Annotated in this window: 17 protein-coding genes; 9 read left to right on the forward strand and 8 right to left on the reverse strand. The window is 44.6% G+C overall.

From position 1 onward, the window contains the following. The first annotated feature begins 169 nt into the window (after positions 1-169). Both ACV3PA_RS14730 and ACV3PA_RS14735 read left to right on the forward strand, forming a co-directional pair. Entirely contained in the window at positions 170-1,957 is a 1,788-nt protein-coding gene (locus ACV3PA_RS14730) for a glycoside hydrolase family 13 protein (RefSeq protein ID WP_456125139.1), read from the forward strand. A gap of 140 nt (positions 1,958-2,097) precedes the next feature. Next, positions 2,098-3,249, forward strand: coding sequence for a cation:proton antiporter (locus tag ACV3PA_RS14735; RefSeq protein ID WP_053452687.1), 1,152 nt, complete (start codon positions 2,098-2,100; stop codon positions 3,247-3,249). A gap of 56 nt (positions 3,250-3,305) precedes the next feature. Here ACV3PA_RS14735 and ACV3PA_RS14740 read toward each other — a convergent pair whose 3' ends face one another. Next, positions 3,306-4,079, reverse strand: coding sequence for an enoyl-CoA hydratase/isomerase family protein (locus ACV3PA_RS14740; protein ID WP_053452686.1), 774 nt, complete (start codon positions 4,077-4,079; stop codon positions 3,306-3,308). Positions 4,080-4,272: 193 nt separating this feature from the next. On the opposite strand from ACV3PA_RS14740, the gene ACV3PA_RS14745 reads away from it, so the two are divergent. The 7 genes from ACV3PA_RS14745 to ACV3PA_RS14775 all read left to right on the forward strand — a co-directional run bounded on the left by ACV3PA_RS14745 (position 4,273) and on the right by ACV3PA_RS14775 (position 10,973). After that, the gene (locus tag ACV3PA_RS14745) at positions 4,273-5,655 is read left to right on the forward strand and encodes an MATE family efflux transporter (RefSeq protein ID WP_053452685.1); all 1,383 of its coding nucleotides are present in this window, start codon (positions 4,273-4,275) and stop codon (positions 5,653-5,655) included. After that, positions 5,615-6,082 carry an aminoacyl-tRNA deacylase gene (locus ACV3PA_RS14750; RefSeq protein ID WP_053452684.1) on the forward strand — a complete coding sequence of 156 codons (468 nt, stop codon included), beginning with the start codon at positions 5,615-5,617 and terminating at the stop codon, positions 6,080-6,082. The genes ACV3PA_RS14745 and ACV3PA_RS14750 overlap by 41 nt, the downstream gene beginning before the upstream one ends. Positions 6,083-6,103: 21 nt before the next feature. After that, the gene (gene pssA, locus ACV3PA_RS14755; RefSeq protein WP_200904889.1) at positions 6,104-6,850 is read left to right on the forward strand and encodes a CDP-diacylglycerol--serine O-phosphatidyltransferase; all 747 of its coding nucleotides are present in this window, start codon (positions 6,104-6,106) and stop codon (positions 6,848-6,850) included. A 136-nt stretch (positions 6,851-6,986) separates the two neighbouring features. After that, complete coding sequence (locus ACV3PA_RS14760) at positions 6,987-7,742, forward strand: carotenoid biosynthesis protein (protein ID WP_053452682.1); 756 nt, start codon at positions 6,987-6,989, stop codon at positions 7,740-7,742. Beyond that, positions 7,711-8,412, forward strand: a complete 702-nt coding sequence (locus tag ACV3PA_RS14765) for a lysophospholipid acyltransferase family protein (protein WP_053452681.1) — start codon at positions 7,711-7,713, stop codon at positions 8,410-8,412. The genes ACV3PA_RS14760 and ACV3PA_RS14765 overlap by 32 nt, the downstream gene beginning before the upstream one ends. Continuing rightward, the gene (locus ACV3PA_RS14770) at positions 8,409-9,485 is read left to right on the forward strand and encodes a glycosyltransferase family 2 protein (protein WP_053452680.1); all 1,077 of its coding nucleotides are present in this window, start codon (positions 8,409-8,411) and stop codon (positions 9,483-9,485) included. Before ACV3PA_RS14765 ends, ACV3PA_RS14770 begins: the two co-directional genes overlap by 4 nt. 15 nt (positions 9,486-9,500) lie before the next feature. Then, positions 9,501-10,973 (forward strand): phytoene desaturase family protein, encoded by a 1,473-nt coding sequence (locus ACV3PA_RS14775; protein WP_456125140.1) that lies wholly within the window; start codon positions 9,501-9,503, stop codon positions 10,971-10,973. Between the two features lie 422 nt (positions 10,974-11,395). On the opposite strand, the gene ACV3PA_RS14780 is transcribed toward ACV3PA_RS14775, so the two are convergent. From ACV3PA_RS14780 to ACV3PA_RS14810, 7 genes are all read right to left on the reverse strand, one after another. Continuing rightward, complete coding sequence (locus ACV3PA_RS14780) at positions 11,396-12,229, reverse strand: phytoene/squalene synthase family protein (protein ID WP_053452678.1); 834 nt, start codon at positions 12,227-12,229, stop codon at positions 11,396-11,398. Next, positions 12,189-13,670, reverse strand: a complete 1,482-nt coding sequence (locus ACV3PA_RS14785; protein WP_053452677.1) for a phytoene desaturase family protein — start codon at positions 13,668-13,670, stop codon at positions 12,189-12,191. Before ACV3PA_RS14785 ends, ACV3PA_RS14780 begins: the two co-directional genes overlap by 41 nt. Next, entirely contained in the window at positions 13,667-15,157 is a 1,491-nt protein-coding gene (locus tag ACV3PA_RS14790) for a phytoene desaturase family protein (RefSeq protein WP_053452676.1), read from the reverse strand. Before ACV3PA_RS14790 ends, ACV3PA_RS14785 begins: the two co-directional genes overlap by 4 nt. Positions 15,158-15,263: 106 nt before the next feature. Further along, the gene (locus ACV3PA_RS14795; RefSeq protein ID WP_456125141.1) at positions 15,264-16,262 is read right to left on the reverse strand and encodes a class I SAM-dependent methyltransferase; all 999 of its coding nucleotides are present in this window, start codon (positions 16,260-16,262) and stop codon (positions 15,264-15,266) included. 140 nt (positions 16,263-16,402) lie between these two features. Continuing rightward, positions 16,403-16,783, reverse strand: coding sequence for a DUF1516 family protein (locus ACV3PA_RS14800; RefSeq protein ID WP_035409357.1), 381 nt, complete (start codon positions 16,781-16,783; stop codon positions 16,403-16,405). A gap of 84 nt (positions 16,784-16,867) precedes the next feature. Then, positions 16,868-19,411, reverse strand: coding sequence for a sensor histidine kinase (locus tag ACV3PA_RS14805; RefSeq protein WP_082318508.1), 2,544 nt, complete (start codon positions 19,409-19,411; stop codon positions 16,868-16,870). Beyond that, a complete protein-coding gene (locus tag ACV3PA_RS14810; protein WP_023467390.1) occupies positions 19,392-19,769 on the reverse strand; it encodes a response regulator in 378 nt (125 codons plus the stop codon). The genes ACV3PA_RS14805 and ACV3PA_RS14810 overlap by 20 nt, the downstream gene beginning before the upstream one ends. Positions 19,770-19,785 lie beyond the last annotated feature (16 nt).

A 19,785-nucleotide genomic window follows, 5' to 3' on the forward strand; every position in this document is an offset into this window, starting at 1 on the left:
TTTTTAATGTTTGCACAACATGATGCAATCGTTTGCATCATACTCTCGACTTTTATCAGGAATCCTTGATTTCATAGGATTGCAATTGACTTTAAGAAAGCGCTTTACTATTCTTAGAGCGAAGACATAATCAATACGATGCAAGCGATTGCGTTAAGGAGTGACTGCCATGTTCAAAGAAGCTGTGTTCCACCGTGCGATGTCTCCATTCGTCTACAAGTACGATGAGCGAACAATCCACATCCGCCTACAAACGAAAAAAAATGACGTTGATCGCGTCGATTTGATTTGGGGTGATCCGTATGATTGGCATACTGAAAATCCAGATGCTGCCGACTGGAACTTTGACCCTTCGAAATCAAACTACTGGAATACATTTGAAACACCGATGAAGCGTAGTGGCTCAGATGAGTTATACGATTACTGGTTCATCGATGTTGTTCCTCCGTTTCGTCGTTTACGGTACGGTTTCCGCCTCCATGACGGTGCAACCAGCCAAGTCTTTACGGAGCGTGGCTGGTTCGATGAAAAACCACTCGATGATACAGGATACTATTTCTGTGTCCCTTTTCTTAACGCAGTCGATGTATTTACTGCACCAGATTGGGTCCAGAATACGGTCTGGTATCAAATTTTCCCAGATCGCTTTGCAAATGGTGATACTGCGAATGATCCAGCCGGTACGCTTCCATGGAACAGTACCGAACCGACGACGACAAATCTATTTGGTGGAGACTTTCAAGGTGTCATCGACCATATTGATTACCTCGTTGAGCTCGGTATCACCGGAATCTACTTCTGTCCAATCTTCTTAGCAAAGTCGAATCATAAATACGATACGATTGATTACTTAGAAATTGATCCACAGTTCGGCACAAAGGAAAAATTCAAAGAAATGGTTGATTTATTACATGCACATGGCATTCGAATCATGCTAGACGCGGTCTTCAATCACGCCGGCTTCCACCATAAAGCATTTGCTGATATCCGTGAACATGGTAGTCATTCCACCTATAAAGAATGGTTCCACCTGCGCGACTTCCCGCTCGTGACCGAGCCACTCCCAAATTATGATACATTCGCTTTCGTACCTGAGATGCCGAAATTCAATACCGAAAACGATGAAGTAAAGTCATACTTACTCCATGTCGCGCGCTACTGGGTCGAAGAATTTGGAATAGACGGTTGGCGTCTCGACGTCGCCAATGAAGTTGATCACGCGTTCTGGCGTGACTTCCGCCAAGTCGTCAAAGACGTTAATCCTGAAACCTATATCCTTGGTGAAATTTGGCACGATTCACAGGAATGGTTACTTGGAGATCAATTTGACGCTGTCATGAACTATCCATTTACAAATGCTGCTTTGAACTTCTTTGCATTAGATAAGACTAAAGCAACCTCGTATGCGAATGATATGTCACACGTGTTGTTCTCAAACACGATGAATGTTAATGAAGTGACCTTTAATTTGATTGGTTCTCACGATACACCGCGTGCATTGACGCGTGCAGGGAATAATAAGAGTAAGTTACGTCTCTTATTACTTTCGATGCTGACATTCTCCGGTAGTCCGGTCATTTACTATGGTGATGAGATTGGTCTGGATGGAGATCAAGATCCGGGATGTCGAAAATGTATGCCATGGGATCCTGAGGATCAGGATCAAGAATTGTTTGCCTATACGCGACATTTATTACAGCTTCGCAAGCAACATAAGACGCTTGCGAATCAAGGGCATATCTCGTTTGTTCATGCTAATGACGAGACAAATACAATCATCATGCGCCGCATGAGTCAGGACGGATTGTATTACATCTACTTTAACAATTCAGATGTTGCCGTTTCCTTGACTGCCCCACAAGCCGGTCGTGGACTCGACTTATTAACGAATTTACATCAGCAGACGCTTGATGTCTCTCTCCCTGCGTATTCAGGAACGATTGTTCAAGTCTTATAACCATCTAAAAGCCTGTACACTTACCTTCTAATATAGAAGTTTTGTGTCCAGGTTTTTTCTGTATCCGTTCTCTAGGATAGAAACGAGTTAATGAATGTCAGCGAATTAGGGTATAGGGTACAGAAAGGAGGACATCCTCCATGGAAATTTTCTTTTACGCCGGTTTAATTCTGATCGGCTTGTTTAGTATTAGTTATTTAAGTGAGCGTTTCCATGTTCCCAGCATTCTTGCCTTCATCCTGATTGGTATCGTTCTCGGATTTTACTATGATCCACCAGAAGAGCTAAAGCTCGGTGGTGAAGCAGGAATCATCGTCTTATTCTTTTTACTCGGTCTAAAATTTTCAGTGGCGGACTTGCTGATTCAGCTCCGTTCCATTTGGAAAGCGGGAGTCATCGATATTCTACTTTCGTTTGGTGGAACAATCCTGTTGACCCTATCGTTTGGCTTTTCAGTCGCCGAATCGTTTTTGATCGGCTGTGTCTTGTATGCGACGAGTTCTTCGATTTCTGCTCGGCTGCTCGACCGTGAACCAGATAAACACCAAGACGTGAATCGCTTCGTGCTGTCCTTACTCGTCTTCGAAGATTTGATGGCACCAATCCTACTGACGACGGCACCGTTCGTTTTAGGGACTGCGACGTTCTCAGTTGCCAAAATCAGTATCATCTTTCTCGGGTTCGCCTTCTTCTTCATTGCTCTGATGATCATGACGTTGTTTATCCGAAGACGTGGGCGGCTAGTCGACTCCCTCTATCGACATCCCGATGCTGGGATCGGGATCATCGGCTTGATCTTATTGTTTTCTGGAATTGGAATCTTATTTGGTCTATCGGAAGTACTCGGTGCCTTCATCATCGGTATTCTGCTAACCGAACTGGATGAGACGCGTTATCTTAAACGGCTAGTCACTCCGTTCCAAGACTTATTATTACCATTGTTCTTTATCACGTTCGGAATGTCCTTCGAGTTAACTGAGGGATTACCGATTGATTTCTTTTTCTTTGCTCTTGTCATTTGGGGAGTCGTCTCTAAATTCTTAGTCGGTTACCTCGGCGGAAGGTCCTTTGGTTTATCCAATTATCATGCGATCGAATCAGGCTTTTGTCTTGGACCACGGGGTGAATTTTCAATTCTCTTCATTACACTCGCTAGTGGCGCATTCGTGACGTTGACCGGGATATATATTTTCGTTTCCGCTTTTCTCGGAATTCTACTATTCCGTATCTCTACGGGATTGACGAATCGTACACATGCGACTGCACGAAAAATCAAAAAGAAATTGAATTAAAAAGACGTCGGCGCATGTGCGTTTCCGACGTCTTTCTTCTATATATGTTTTTCAATTCATCGTCCGACAAAAACAGGTCGCTTTTTTTCAATGAACGATTCGACCGCATGGCGATGATCTTCTGTCTTTCCTGCACGTGACTGGTAGATGATTTCTTGAGCAAGCATCTCTTCTAAATTATTTTCATAGCTCGCTGCTTGAAGTTGCTTAATATATCCAATCACCTTCGTCGGACGATTAGCAAGCGATTGAGCAAACAACGTGACTTCCTCGTCAAAGCGATCAGCTTCAATGCGACGTGTCGCAAGATTGAGCGAAACGGCTTCGTCTGCTGAAATCGTGTCCCCAAGTAACGCAAGTTCCATTGCTTTGGCGGCTCCAATTAGACGAGGCAAGAAATACGGCGCACCTGCATCTGGGACAAGACCAATATTAATGAAACCAAGCGACAATTTTGCTTCCACATGGACTAGTCGAAAATCACAAGCTAGCGTTAAGGATAAACCAGCTCCTGCTGCAACGCCATTGATGGCAGCGATTGTTGGTTTTTTCGATTTAGCTAACGCACGGACGACCGGATGGTAGTACTGTTTGAGGTATTCACCGTGATCAAGTTCAGGTGAAACCGTCTTTAAATCCTGCCCTGCACAAAAGCCTCGTCCTTCTCCGGTCAGAACGATGACACGTACTTCCTCATCCTGATTCGCTTCTTCTAAGGCGTCTGCGAGTTCTTCTAATAAGTTCGAAGTTAAGGCATTCAGTTGTTTTGGTCGAGCAAGGGTGAGTGTTGCGACCTGATCCTTGACGACATAATTCATTTCTCGTTTCATCGGATTCCCCTACCTTTTAAAAATGAATGATTGTTCATTATGATGTATTCGTGATATTTTATGAAAATCCTTTTAAATCTCTTTTTTTTTAATGAAAGACAAAAAAGCCTCTTTCATTATGAAAATCGAAGGCGTATAGTTTCAAAAAGATAAAGAAACACTATTCGTTTTATGAAACAAAGGGGATTTATTTATGAAAACAGTCAAGCAACCTAGCTTATTCCACATTACGTGGCCATTATTTATTGAAATCGCATTGCACATGAGCCTCGGGATCATTGCAACGTTGATTTTAAGTTATTACTCAGATAGCGCTGCTGCCGCAGTTGGCGTATCTAATCAAATTTTGAACATCTTCATTATTCTATTTAACATCACCTCGGTCGGTGCAACGATCATTATTGGTCAGTACCTTGGTGCAAGAAAAACGCAAAACGCTCGTCAAACTGCTCGTTCTGCTTTTGCGATTAACTTGTATACTGGTTTGATCGTTTCTCTGACCGTCGTGTTGTTCGGAAGACAACTCCTTGGATTTTTCTCTTTAGAAGGAGAGACACTCGTCTATGGCGAAACGTTCATTAAGATCGTTGGTCTATTCCTTTTCTTAGAAGCAATTTCACTGACACTTGGCGCGATTCTTCGAAGCCACGGATTCACAAAAAACGCCATGTACGTCACGTTACTCATGAATTTCGTCAGTGCCTTTGGTAACGTCATCGCCGTTCTCGGTCTCTTCGGCATCCCGGTTCTCGGTGTTGCCGGTGTCGCTTGGTCGATCGTCATCGCTCGGACAATTGCTGTCCTCGTCTTGTTTTTTGTCGTTTACCGCAAACTTTCATTACGTTTTACAGTAAAAGATTTGATTCATTTCGATCGTGAAGATGTAAAACGGATCATGAACATCGGAATTCCATCTGCAGGAGAAGGGATTTCGTATCAATTTTCACAACTCATCATCACTGGATTCATCGCAACAATCGGTGAAGCAGCATTGTCGGCTCGTGTCTATGTATCAAACATCACGATGCTTTGTTTCCTATTTACACTTGCGATTGCTCAAGGAACGCAACTCCTCGTCGCACGCCAAGTTGGTGCTCAACAATTCGAACAAGCATACGGACGTGCTGTGAAGACATTAAAAATCGCTGTCTTCGCAAGCTTCATCTCAGCTGTCGCTCTCGCTTCGTTCGGTTCGTCGATTTTATCAGCGTTCACATCGAGTCCTGAAATCATCGCAATCGGTATTCCATTACTCTGGGCAAGCGTCATTCTTGAACCAGGACGTGCAATGAATATCGTGCTTATGGGAACTCTTAAATCTGCAGGAGATGTTCGTTTCCCTGTCGCGATTGGTATTTTGTCGATGTGGGGTATCGCAGTCGTGTTGAGTTACACGCTTGGTCTCGGTTTCGGTCTTGGTTTACTTGGAATCTGGATTGCCTTCTCTGCTGACGAATGGTTCCGTGGCGTTTTTGCCATGAAACGTTGGCATGGACGGAAATGGGTCCAATACTCACTCGTCAAAGGAGAAACACATGAGCAAAACGAACGTCGAGAGGCTACTGAAGCAGTCTAAAATTGACTTCGAATCTCTCACTTACCCTGTTGATCTCGATGATTTATCTGCTGAAGCTGTAGCTAGAAAGATTAATTACCCGCTTTCGACCATTTTTAAAACCCTTGTTTTGAAAATGGTCGAAAATAAATATGCGTTCGTCGTCATTTCGGGGGAAGAAGAACTCTCTTTGAAAGCGGCGGCTAAAGCATTGCACTCGAAAAAAGTCGCACTCGTTCCGATGAAAGACTTAGAAGGATTGACTGGTTATGTTCGAGGTGGCGTCTCTGCCATCGGTGCCAAAAAGAACTTTCCGGTCCTCCTATCGGATCGTGCTATGAATGAAGCATTCATCATCCTATCTGCCGGCAAGCGTGGACATCAAGTTCGGTTGAGTCCTTATGATTTTTTAGCTTTTACTCAAGGGATTCTCTTTACGAACGGCTGAATTCCACCTCCTAACTATGATATGATGAGTAGTATCGATGAAGTGGCAGGAGGAATCATTTTGTGGAAAGATCGTGTTCGTAATTCAATACCTAATCTATTTACGTTCGGAAATCTGTATTGTGGTTTTTTAGCCATCGTCATGGCAGCAAAAGGTGATTTTCAAAACGCCACCTTACTGATCGTCATTGCGATGATGCTTGATAGTCTTGATGGACGCCTAGCTCGTATGCTTGGTGTAGCAGGCGACTTCGGAAAAGAACTGGACTCATTGGCAGATATCGTGACATTTGGTGTCGCGCCAGCGATGATGGCCTACTATACGTATTTTTATGAATTCGGAGAAATTGGTTTACTGATTTCAGCCCTGTTCCCACTGTTCGGTGCCTTTCGTCTTGCCCGGTTTAATTTATCGGCAACGAATGTCGCTTCCGCCTACTTCTCTGGCGTACCGATTACGGCTGCTGGGGGTATCCTCGCCGTCGTCACTTTGTTCAGTGGACGAATGAATGACTTGATGGTTCCACTCGTCTTCACAGGTCTTGCTTTCTTGATGGTCAGTCGTGTCAAGATTCCGAGCTTCAAAGACATTCCCGTTCCACGTCATACATTCGTCATTACTTTTACGCTACTATATGTAACGTATGTCATGATTGCTCGCAACAATGAATGGTCAACGTTTTGGTTCGTTGCTGTTCCATTGTACATCGCGTTTCTTCTCTTCTCGTTCATTAAAAAGAAGAAACAAAAACAACATTCAAACGGATGATGATATCAAGTGGTCTAGTTCCTCGCATGAGAAGCTAGACCACTTTTTTAATAGGACCGCTTCTCCCTCGCTCGTTTTTAAGATATATGGGTATACTTATGACAGAAGCTATCTTTGAAATGGAGGAATGTCACGCATGGAACAGTTCCATAAACGTCTTTGGATTTTTTTCTCGATTTGGTTCGCCATCGGTTTGATCCTAGTCGGTTTTTCTTTACTCCCCCCTTGGCTTGAGTGGGCAAATGCCGTCTTTCTATTCGCTTCCGGATTATACGCAGCACTTTACTTTTGGCATGTCTTACCGAAAGGACGTCTCGTCATCCTATTCATCTTCTTCGGTTCCATCATCATCGAATCGATTGGTGTTCATACCGGTTGGCCGTTTGGAACGTATCGTTATGAGTCTGATTTTGGGGTGCAATTACTCGGTGTACCGATTACGATTGGGGCAGCATGGCTTTCTGTCATGGGCGCGAGTCTCGCCTTCTCTCGTTTGTTCTCGTTTCGTTATAGTACGCTGATTCTTGTCCCACTGTTTGCCGTCTGGCTCGATTTAGCGATCGATCCCGTTGCTGCTAACGTAAAGTCTTATTGGCTCTGGCAAGACGGTGGATGGTATTACGATATTCCAACACAAAACTTTCTCGGATGGTACGGAACGGCTCTTGTCTTTTCGATTTTCATCCATCGTTATCAAGTAAGAGCGACAGACAACGTACTCGAGCAAAACAATCAGTATCTCTTTTTAATGTTGCACACCTTATTTGGCGTGACGGCAGGTGTTGCCGGTCTATATGGTGTCACCCTAGTCAGCTTAAGTGCATTCATCATCTATTTCATTGTGAAACGAGGGGTTATCGTTGAAAGAAGCAAACAAAAGCAAATTAGCTGAGTCCGTATTTCATACGTATGTGGATCATGCCTTAATCCGTCGTCACTTTCATCGCGTCTTATATCGTGCAGACGATTTACCACTTCCGGGACTTATGCTTGCCACTCACGGTTCTTGGTGGGATGGCATGATTTTATTTCACTTGGACCAGACCTGTCTTCGTCAAGATCCATATGTCATGATTGACCAAGCGGGTCTTGCTCGCTTTCCTTTCTTCTCACGCTTAGGCGCATTCTCTGTTGATCGAACATCGTTCGCTGATATTAAGAAAAGCCTCCATTATGCAAAAGAACAACTGCTAAACGGTAGTAGCGTCTGGATGTTTCCTCAAGGTGAAGAGCGCCATCAAGAGGAACGTCCACTTCGCTTAGCGAGTGGCGCGACACATTTGACACGACATACGGATCACGTGTCTCTCGTCGCTTTTTATTATTCCTATGGACATGAACAGCAACCGGATGTCTACATCCGGACGCGACGATTTCACCCAATGCCCAACGAACGCTCGAGCGATCAGGCAAAACGTCTGACAGCTGAACTAACTGCCTTGTACGACGACATTCGGGCGGATGCCATCATGGAACGCACTGATTTATATCGTCGTGTCACTACACGAAGGGAGCCACTCCCCGCTCGAACGGAGCGCTGGTTACGGGCACTCCGTCCATGAGTTGGTTCTTTCTTTTCTTCGCTCTAGCAGTCTGTCTCTACACATGGATTAACTTGGCTTTCCTGCCTCGGTTAGTGGACCAAGTCCAACCAGACAGTCTAGCGATTTGTATTCCTTTACGTAATGAAGAACGCAATGTACAAAAGTTATTAGACTCATTAGCGCCTGCACTGACTCAAGGAATGCACGTTTATTTATATGAAGATCGATCGACCGATCGAACGCGTGAGCTACTGATAGAACGGATTGGTCAAGACGATCGTTTTACGATCATTGACGGTCTCCCTTTACCGGAAGGCTGGGCTGGAAAGGTTCATGCATGCCATCAGCTTGCGCAACGGACAACAGAAGATCATTTGTTATTTCTTGATGCGGATGTCACCTTGCAATCTGATGCGATTTGTCGCTTGTACGGAACGTTACGAGCAGAACAAGCCGTGTTTCTTTCCGGATTCCCATCATTTCCTGTACCGACGTTTCTCGGAAAATGTCTGATTCCGATGCAACATGTTCTCATAGCACAGCATCTCCCGATTCCTTTTCGTAAAGTGAAGCATCCAGCGTTTGCTGCTGCTAACGGGATGGTCGTCCTCGTCGAACGACGGGCGTATGAACAAGTCGGTGGACACAAAAGTATTCAAGCCGCTCTCGTTGACGACTTAGAACTTTGTCGTACATTTAAACGGCACGGATTGACGACGACACTTGTCGAAGTCGCTCCAGCAGTGTCTTGTGATATGTACGCGACGAACGAAGAAGTCTGGCAAGGTTTTTTAAAGAATGTCTTTCGTGGGATGAACGATTCTTATAGTGTCGGTTTGTACTTTCTTTTCTTTTACCTTATACAAGCAAGCGTTCTTCCTCTTTTCATCATTCAGCCCTCTTGGCAAATGGGAGGAGCACTGATTCTTCTTTACTTGGCTCGATTCCGGATCGATGCTGCTGCAAGGATTCGGCATGTTTGGTGGCTCCATCCGCTAGCGACACTCTTGTATGTTGTCTTATTAGCAAGTGCGATGGTTCGAAGTTTCAGGAAACGGGAAATCACATGGAAGGGTAGGACCTATTCATAAGGAGGAATCAGTACCATGAAACATATAGCTGTCATCGGAGCCGGTCTCGGTGGACTAAGCGCTGCAATTTCATTAGCGGCAAAAGGGTTCCGCGTTACGGTCATCGAGCGAAATACACACATTGGCGGTAAGATGATGCCGATCGTCACGGAAGGACATCGTTTCGATTTTGGTCCGAACACGATTACGATGCCGGAAGTCTTTCAGTCTGTCATTCTCGAATCCGGCGCGGATCCCGATGAATACTTTACATTTACGAAACTCGAGCGCCATACGGTTAATCATTTTTCAGACGGACGCACCTTAACCTTTTCGTCTGGACGCGAAGCGATGCGAACGGAAGTAGATCGTTTTACGAACGGTCAGTTAGCGAAAAATGATATTACAGGTTATCAAGAGGAAGTAGCAAAGTTGCATACGATTGCGAAACGACAATTCTTTACGAATATCGATTCGTTTCTACGCCCTTCCCTTTGGCGAGACATGTTGAAAGTGCATCCATTCCAAACCCTTCACGGTCTTCATAAACATTATTTTAAGGATAAAGGATTGATTCAAGCACTTGATCGTTATGCCACGTATATTGGTAGTAGTCCATATCAAACGCCCGCTACCTTCAGTTTAATCGCTCATTTAGAGCTGAATGATGGTGTTTACTTCACGAACGGCGGCAACACAGCAATCGCAGAAGGATTCGCTCGGCGTGCAAAAGAACTCGGAGTCATTTTCCGACTCGGAGATGAGGTGACACAAATCGAAGTCGTCGATGGACAAGCGACGGAAATTGAATTGAATCACTTAGAATATCTACCAGTCGACTTTGTCGTCATGAATGGCGATTTGTTGACACAATATCCACGTCTCATCTCAGAAACAGTACGACCTGACTTTAAAAACCCAACGCCTGCTCAAGTGGAACCTTCGATTTCTGCCTATGTCCGCTGTATTGGTCTTTCGCGGCGTATTGAAGGCCTTGCTCATCATAACGTCTTCTTCTCTTCTGATTATGAAGCTGAGTTCAAGGCTCTATTTGATGAAAAACGTTACGCGGAGGAACCGACGATCTATATTTCAAACTCTTCCGTCACAGCACCGGAAATGGGAAAAGCGGGTGACAATTTATTCGTACTCGTCAATGCACCGGCAACAGATACTGGAAATGCGATTGATTTTGATACGTATGACCAAGTCATCAATCAACGACTCCAGTCATTTGGAATTGATATTTCGTCTGATGTCGTCTTCGAACAACGTGTCACACCACAGGATATCGAAAAAACCTTCTTTGCCTATCACGGTTCTTTATACGGCTTGTCTTCCAATGGCATACGCTCGTCTTTCCTTCGTCCTAGCAACCGTTCAAAGAATGTTCACAATTTGTTTTTTGCTGGTGGATCAACGCATCCTGGTGGTGGTAGTCCAATGGTGACGCTTTCAGGAAAATTAGCGAGTGAACGAATTGTATCTGCTGTCGCCGCTACCCTGTGAACGTTATGTGAATTGCATATCAATCACTTGTACGGACAACTGAGATTTGATACGATTACTTCGAGTTCAAGAGGTAGTGATTGACCCCACATCCTCAATCAAGCGCAAGGTGACTTCCCCGAGTCAAGAGCGTTGAAGAACTTACTTTTTCTAACCAGCGAAATCAAATGGGACCCACCCATTTCATCACGTGACTCATCGTGTGTTCATTCGCATGACTTACGACGTTCCCCCTTAGATCGTCTCATCCGAATGGACCACAGATAGCTCGATAAAGAAAAGACCATCCCCGTGGTCGAAACAGACCTATCTCCGTAGTCCAGATGTTCGCTCTGGTGTAGAAGTAATCTGAGACTCCCCGGTCTCAGACCATAGAAAAAAGACCTTGGTCCCCGCCGAGGTCTTTTTTCTATGGTCTGAGATTAAATCGTTGCGAGTAACTTCATTTTTTGCCAACGGCTGACATAAGCACGTTTCGTAAAAACATCATAGTGATTGTCCCGCGCCGCATCAAGAATACCACGATAGAGGAATGCAGCAGCTTTTAGAGCGCGACGGCTCTCCCGTGGATACCGTTCAAACGATGGAATTGCCGCATCGTATAGATGCTCTGCTCGGAGTGCGACCTCTTCCCAGAGCCCAATGAAGTCTCCCGACGGATGACCAGCGAGTAACGATTCTGGTGTGACACCATACGTTTCCATCCAAGAATGTGGTAAGTAGATACGACCACGCTTGGCATCTTCACCGACATCTCGCAAAATATTCGTCAATTGCATCGCAATTCCAAGATCAATGGCAGACTTTCGGAGATCTGGTTGTTGCGGCGCAAGAATCGGTAATAGCATCAAACCGACGGTGCTTGCTACGTAATAGCTGTATTGCTCCGTCTCTTCGAGCGTCTGGTAGCGATTCTTCTCGATATCCCAGCGCATGCCTTCCGCAAGTTCGAGGAAAGGCGTCTCATCCATTTCATAGCGTTCAAATACATCTGCTAAAGCAATCCATAATGGCTTATCGAGTACTTCACCATTACGGAATCGTTTGAATTCATTCAAGAAAGCCATCAAACTTTCTTTTGGTGTGTCCGATTCATCGACGGTATCGTCGAGGAATCGGCAAAATGTATAGATGGCATAAACAGCTTGTCGATCTGCTTTTGGTAAGAGTGAAAAGGCTTTATAGAACGTCTTAGATCCGGATTGAATGACTTCCTCACATTTGATATACGCGTTCTGGATCGTCACTGAATTCATGTTTCCACCCCATCTCTTGTTCCATTCGGTCTACAAGTATCGTTGCACCCATCATGACGACTGGTACCCCTCCACACGGATGCACCGATGCACCAACGGCATACAGTCGATCAATATCAGGATACGGTTTTGCCTGTGTCTTTAATGCAGCCGATTGACGAATCGTCGGAGCAATCCCAAAACTGCCTCCCTGATATAATCCAAAGGCCTGTGCATCATTCGGTGTACGAACCTTCATTTCTTGTATCTTTTCCCGGAATCCCGGATGATGATGCTCAATTTTTCCAAGTACAGTCTCGATGAAGCCAACTTTTTCATAATCTTCTATGCCGTAACCACGCGGAGAAGGTATCAATGAGTAGACGACGCTATCCTCAGTCCCTGTCAAACTAGAGTCAATCTGACTCGGGTGGAATAGGTATACTGCCGGATAATCTGGTAAACGTCCTTTTTTAAAGATGTTCGTCATGAGTGGTTCCAAATCATTTGGCATCAAGAAACGATGCACCGGCAAATCGACTTTCCCCTTCATTTTGAAATACAGCAACAACGTGCCGCCTGAAGGAGCATACGTTTTTGGTTTCTTACCTTCCACAAGACGCTCCATCAATGGAAACTCACCGTTTAGTACGATTTGATCGAATGCCTCATGTGTTCCATCTTGTAAGACGATTTCCTTTGCCCGTCCTCGATCGACGACGATCCGTTCGACTGGTGTTTCAAAGACGAATCGGACACCGCGCTCGACCAACGTGTCATACATACGCTCAGCAAGCGAGAAATAACCGCCTTTTACATACCAAACACCTTCTGCTTGTTCCCGGTATGGAATCAGACCATAAATCGATGGAGTCGTATATGGGTTCCCACCGATATAGAAGGTTGGGAAGCTATATGCCATGCGTAAATATTTACTTTTGAAATAACGCTTCAAATGGTCATGTGCTGTTTCTAAAGCATGCATCTGTAATAATGGACGCATCATTTCTGGATGCAACAACTCCGTTTTGCGATGATATCCACGCTCTAAAAATTTCGATACACTCGTCTCATAATCCTTTTCTTTTTGATGCATGAATTCGTAAAATCCACGACCTTCTCCAAATTGGCGTTCAATCGCGATGGCTTGATCCACGACATCCGCTACTTTCGTAACGACTGTTCCATCATCAAAGTGAAGATCATATAGTGGATCAACTCGCTCAAGTTGTACTCCCGTTACACCGGCTTCTGCCAACTGTTCTTTTAACTTACCTGGCATCAAGACGATTGTTGGTCCTTCATCGATTCGTCCACCCGATTCAAAATCGACGGATTGTAATCGTCCACCGACTCGTGATTCTTTTTCAAAAATCGTAATCTCGACTCCAGGGTGTCTTGCTGTCAACAAAAGCGCTGCATGCAATGTACCAACGCCTGCTCCTACGAATCCTATATTCATGTCCGCACCCCTTCTTTTTTGAGCACGAGTTCTGCTGTAATGCGAGCGGATTCGAATATCGTCGGTAAGCCGCTCCCAGGATGCGTGCCCCCGCCAACGAGATACAAGTGATCGAGCTCTTCGAATTTGTTGTGCGGTCGGAAATACATCATCTGTGTCAACTGATGACCGAGATTGAATGTTGCCCCTTGATGAATCCCCATCGCTTCCCAGTCGTCCGGTGTAAACATCTCTTCAACTTCGATTGCCGCTTCAATGCCTTGATACGGTGAGCGCGTCTCGAGCGCATCAAGAACACGACGACGTAGTTTTGGTCCTTCAATCGACCAATCGAGTTCAGAGTAATTGTTTGGCACTGGCACTAAGACATACATAGCAGACTTACCTTCAGGTGCTAGTGTCGGGTCAAGGACGGATGGATTTTGGACATAAAATGAAAAGTCATCTGAGAGTTCTAGGGTTTGTGTCATTTCCCGAACGTTTTTCTCGTAATCTTCCGCAAAATAAATCGTGTGGTGAGGTGCATCAAACGTTCGGTTGACACCAAGGTATAGCATGAACGTCGAACACGAGAACTTTTTACGATCGATTTTTGGTCGGGACCATTTTTTCAACACACCTTCTGGAACGAGATGATTCATCGCATGTGCAAAATCAGCACCGATGATGACTTCATCGAATAACTCATGTTGACCTGACTCGAGGATGACTCCTTCAACGGCTTTCCCGTCTAAGATCAACTGTTTAATTCCCGCACCTAACTGGATTGTCCCACCGAGCTCTTCGATTGCGCGTTGCATTGCAAGCGGTACTTGATGCATCCCGCCAATCGGATGGTGGACACCGTAAGCATGTTCCATATATGACAAGATAGAAAAGCCACCTGGACATTCCCAAGCTGACATGCCTAAATACTTCGCTTGGAACGTAAAGGCATACTTCAGTTCTTCGCTCGTAAAGTAATCGGATAAAACGTCATAGAGGGATCGACCGAGCGAAAGACGCGGAAGTGCCGTTAAGACACGCGATGATAAGTAATCCGTCAGCCGATCGTGACGCGTCTGCAAGATTGGCATGAGTTTTCCAAGCTTAAGTGCTTGCTCTGCCATGAATCGATCGTATCCTTCTCCATTTCCAGGGAAGTGTTGTTCAATCGTCTCTTTCATTCGATCCCGATCCGTCGTCATCGTGAAATGCTCCGTCCCGCCTTTAAAATAGAGCGTATACATTGGATCAAGTGCCTTTAGATTTAAATAATCTTCTAACTGTAGACCAGATTCACGAAAAACATTTTCTAAAATATGCGGCATATTAAGGAACGTTGGTCCTCGATCAAACGTGTAGTCACCTAGCTTGACGGCAGAAGTTCGTCCACCGACTTGCGTTTGTTTTTCGTAAACGGTGACGTCTACTCCTTTTCCTGCTAATAACAAAGCACATGCAAGTCCCCCAGGTCCTGCTCCTATCACTGCTACGCGTCGCTTCACCCAAATCTCTCCTTTTTATCTCTCATCGTTTCAACTATTATACTAAGCACATAGTAAAAGCAACAAATTTAAACTGTTTGCTAACTGTAAAAACGCCAGACTTCGCTTAGGAAGTGGCGTTTGCAGTGACAATATACCAGGCACCTTCTTTTAAGAACGGTGTGATCGAAATGTTTTCAAACCCAGCTTTTGATAAATCTTCTTTCAATTCTTCCTTACTTGGTAACGGATACAGATTCTCATGCAACGTCATGAATGCATTGAAAGCTGCCGAGAACGGTGCGCCATGTGAACTGTCACGTAATGGTGTGACGAGAATGACCGTACCATCATCCTTGACGAAACGACGAACTCCTTCTAATAGCGCAAGTCGTTCTGGTTGCGGGAAATAATACAAAATATTATTCATCATGACTCCATCATAGGTCTCTTTGACATCATAGGTCTTGATGTCACCGACAACAAAATCAATCTCCTCGCTCGTGTCTCGTCGTTTTGCTTCTGCAATGACTGACTCTTCGATATCAATTCCGGCAAGTCGCAAGTCAGGCAACGCCTCGTGAATTTTGCGAAGATATCCACCATACGCACAACCGATATCGAGCAGAGATGTTAGATTGCGACTCCGAATGATATGGCGTACGGCTGGAAAAGCAACAGTCTCAACGAGAGCTGAAGTTTCAGCTACGATGTCTCCATGTTCCTCTCCATTAAAAGTCTTCTGTTGACCATCTTCTAAAAACTGTGGATAAGAGAAGAGTGCTGGTAAATGTAGTTCCATCATTTCAGATAACATAAATCCAATACTTCGATCGTCTGATTGAGAGAGTTCCGGAAGAACGTGGCGCGTCGCCGTATATCGTAAGTCTTTTTTCTTCAAGTGACCGACTGCAACCCCAACTTCGAACCAGCGGGATAATGCTTCCTGTGTCAGCGGACGCTGCATCCGTAGCTGCGCCTCTGCTTGTGTCGCTCCCGTTTGAAGAGCATCGAATAATCCATATTTATAACCGATATACCCATGCCAAAGTGGTAACACCGGTTCTGCGCGTTTCATCCATTTTCGTGCCCGGAAAACTTTCGTCCATTCCTTCAACTGTGCCACAAGCGTTCCCCTCTCTACTGTGTAATACATCCCTTTTCCCAAATAACAACCACTTGTAAACAAAAATTACTAAGCGACACGACAAAAAGAGTCCTTTCCAACCTGTGAGGTCGAAAAGGACTCTTTGATCCCGCATGAACTTAGAAGAACTTCATACCGTATGGGAGTGAATAACCGAGGAATACGGTAACAAGGACGAGCACGATGAAACCGATGACGAAACCGGAGTAAGCTTTTCCTTTTTTAACACGAACAAGTGTCAACTCTCCGAAGATGAGCGTCAATAATCCTGCTGTGATCTTCGCATGGTAGAGTGGATCTGGATTTTCAGACATCCCCATGATTTTGATGTACAGATAAAGACCTGTTGCGAACGTCAATAAAAGTAGAAGACGGAACGCCATATGAATGCCTTTTGCGGCTTTCTTATTGTTCTTGTACATCGAAAATGCAACGAAGAACGTGACCAATAAAAGTACCCAAAGTAAGACGTGTGTGTGAACGAATGCTGTGATTGGCATTTCATTTCCTCCTTTCTTTTCCTATTTCATCGTATCTGATTTCAAGGCGAACACCTAGTGTTATTTTGTTGATATATGGTTTTTTCAGGAGATTGTCACATGTGTCGACTGGACGAGTGGGAATTTGACAGTGAAAAGACTGCCTTCCTTCACAACCGACTCCACATGAATTTCTCCACCATGACCGGTAACGATTTCCTTACAAATCGCTAGACCTAGACCAGTACCACCAATTTTTCGACTATCTGAGTTGTCGACGCGGTAGAACTTTTCAAATAGACGACTGAGCGACTGTTCTGGAATTCCGATTCCCTCATCTTGAACTTGAAGAATGACTTGATCAAGTGATGTCGTCAGTACAACATCGATCGCACCACCAGACGGTGAATACTTCACCGCATTATTCAATAAATTATTGAGCAACTGTCTGATTTTTTCTTCATCTGCTTCAATGACAGGCAACTGACTTCCTTCATGACGGAATGTAATCTGATGTGCTTTTGTCGAAGCGGCATAAAACTGTGTCGTTTCTTCAGCAATCGTATAGACGTTCACCGCTGCTTTTTTATACGATTGTGTCCCTGACTCCATACGCTGGACGTCTAAGAAATCGTTGACGAGATTCGCAAGACGTTCCGTTTCCGAATGAATCGTTCGTAAATATCGATCTTGACGCGATTCTTCGATATCGCGGTTGAGCATGAGCTCTGTAAAACCATAAATCGAAGAGAGTGGCGTCCGAAGTTCGTGCGATACAGTTGAAACGAGTTCTGATTTCAATCGATCCATCTCAGTCTCTTTCGTCACATCTCGCATGACGAGCATCGTTCCTTTATGCACGTGATGGATTTGGATCACCTCGACATAAAATTGAATGAATACTGTTTCGTTTCGAATCGAGAACTGTAAACTATCCGTCGGTAATTTTCCACGAAGAACTGAATCGACGTATCGACTGAAGACTTCCGGTTCGTCGACAACGGATCGAATGACTTCTAAGCACGATTGCAATGTCTCCTGTTCAGTCTCAACACCATAGCGTAATTCCGGGAATAAATCATATAAAGGTCGATTGACGAAGACCTCTTCTTTACCCGGTTCAAGATAGATGACAGCCTCTCGAATCGAATCGAGAATCCGCTCCGTCTTTGTTTTCTCTTTCGTCATTTCGTCAAATAACCGCATCCGTAAAAGGGATAGCGATAATTGCCGGGAGAAAGACATGACATCACGCATCTGTTCGTTCGTGAACTGATCACGATAACGAACTAAATAGATGTAGGCGATGATATCACCTGACGTCGGTTCAAGAATCGGTACCGCCGTTTCGTACATATAGTACGGGTAAGGTAAGGGATGATTACTTGCGACTTGTTTAGAAGAATGGACAGGCGCTTTCAGCGATTCGGCTCGTTTTAAGAGTGACGCATCGTTTTGAAGTAATTGTTCTGCCAATTCATCCGTCATTCCATACGTAACGACAGAATAACTATCTTCTTCATCAACAAATACTAATGCACCAATCTCAGAATCCGTGATCGTGACGAGCTTCTCGATGATTTCCGGATAGGCAGTCAACGACTCACGTGCCGCTAATGTCTCCGTCAAATCATTACGATATTGAAGATGTTGCTCATTACGCATCGTCAACTCGAGTGCTTCTTCGAGCTCCTCTTGCTGTGCTTGAAGTTCTTCTTGTTGCGCCTGTAATTCTTCCTGTTGCGCCTGTAATTCTTCATTTTTCGCTAACAAATGCTGTTTGTTCTCAGAAATCGAACTTGCCATCTGATTGAAGGATAACGCGAGAATACCAATTTCATCTTTACGATTTGGCACTTTTACACTCGAAACGTCCTCACCGTTTGCAAGCCGCTGACTATTTTTGACGAGAGATAGCAATTCCATCGTAATCCGGCGAATGAATGGATAGATAAAGAAAATCAAAACAGCAATCAAAACGACGATATTCGCTAACCAAATCAGTTGCGTCGTACGGATTTCCTGTTCTAACTGATCACTTGTCCGCTGGGCCCAATCTTCCAAGAACTCACGATAGCCACCGAGCGCTAACTCACTTTTATTGATTTCTGACAGTACGTCAATGTTTCCTTGAGCATCTAATTGAATTTGACCTTCAGCTAACAATTGCCGACCGAGCGGTAACTCAGCAAGCGTTGTTCCTTTTAAAAATGATTCCGTGACGTCTCCTGACTCTTTCGCTTGAACGTAGGATTGGATCAGCGGCAAGATGGCATCGAAGTAATACTGATACAATTCTCTCGAGGACTGGGCGAATGCCTTTCCTTGAGCATAAATGGCATTTTCTTCGAACCACGCTGTCTGTTGATCAATCTTATCTTGTTGAGTCATGACTTGATTGTATAATTCTCCATTTCCCATCAAGGCATATCCACGCATGTTGAACTGGACATCCTGCCATTCTTCCCATAATGCACCCGCACGCGCGCTCCGATCACGAATGTCTTCTAGTTTCGCCCGTGTCGCCTGCAATTTCGTGTCAGTATAGTTGTAGACGATCAATGATGAAATCATCAATGTAGCTAATACGACATAAAAGGATGCCATGAGTTGGCGTCCGATTTTTCGATTAATCCACTTGGTGATCACTCAGTATTCCTCCCACGACATCAATCAGTTCTAAAGGACTAAATGGCTTTGAGAAGAAATAGTTCGCACCGATTTCTTCTGCTCGTTCTCGATCTGATTGTTGGCTCTTAGCAGTCAGCATCATGATTTTCAGATGTTGCTTATCCGGATGTTGTCGTACTTTCTCGATGACTTCAATTCCCGTCATTCCAGGCATCATATAATCGAGTAGAACGAGATCGTATTCTGCGTTCATAATTTTTTGATACGCCTCGTCTCCGTCAGTCGCTTCATCGATTGTATATCCTTCATCTTCTAGTGTATCGAGTACCAACATTCGTAAGACATCTTCGTCTTCCGCTAATAAAATACGTGCCATCTATTAAAACCTCCCA

Source organism: Exiguobacterium sp. EA-TM-5 (genome assembly GCF_053878415.1).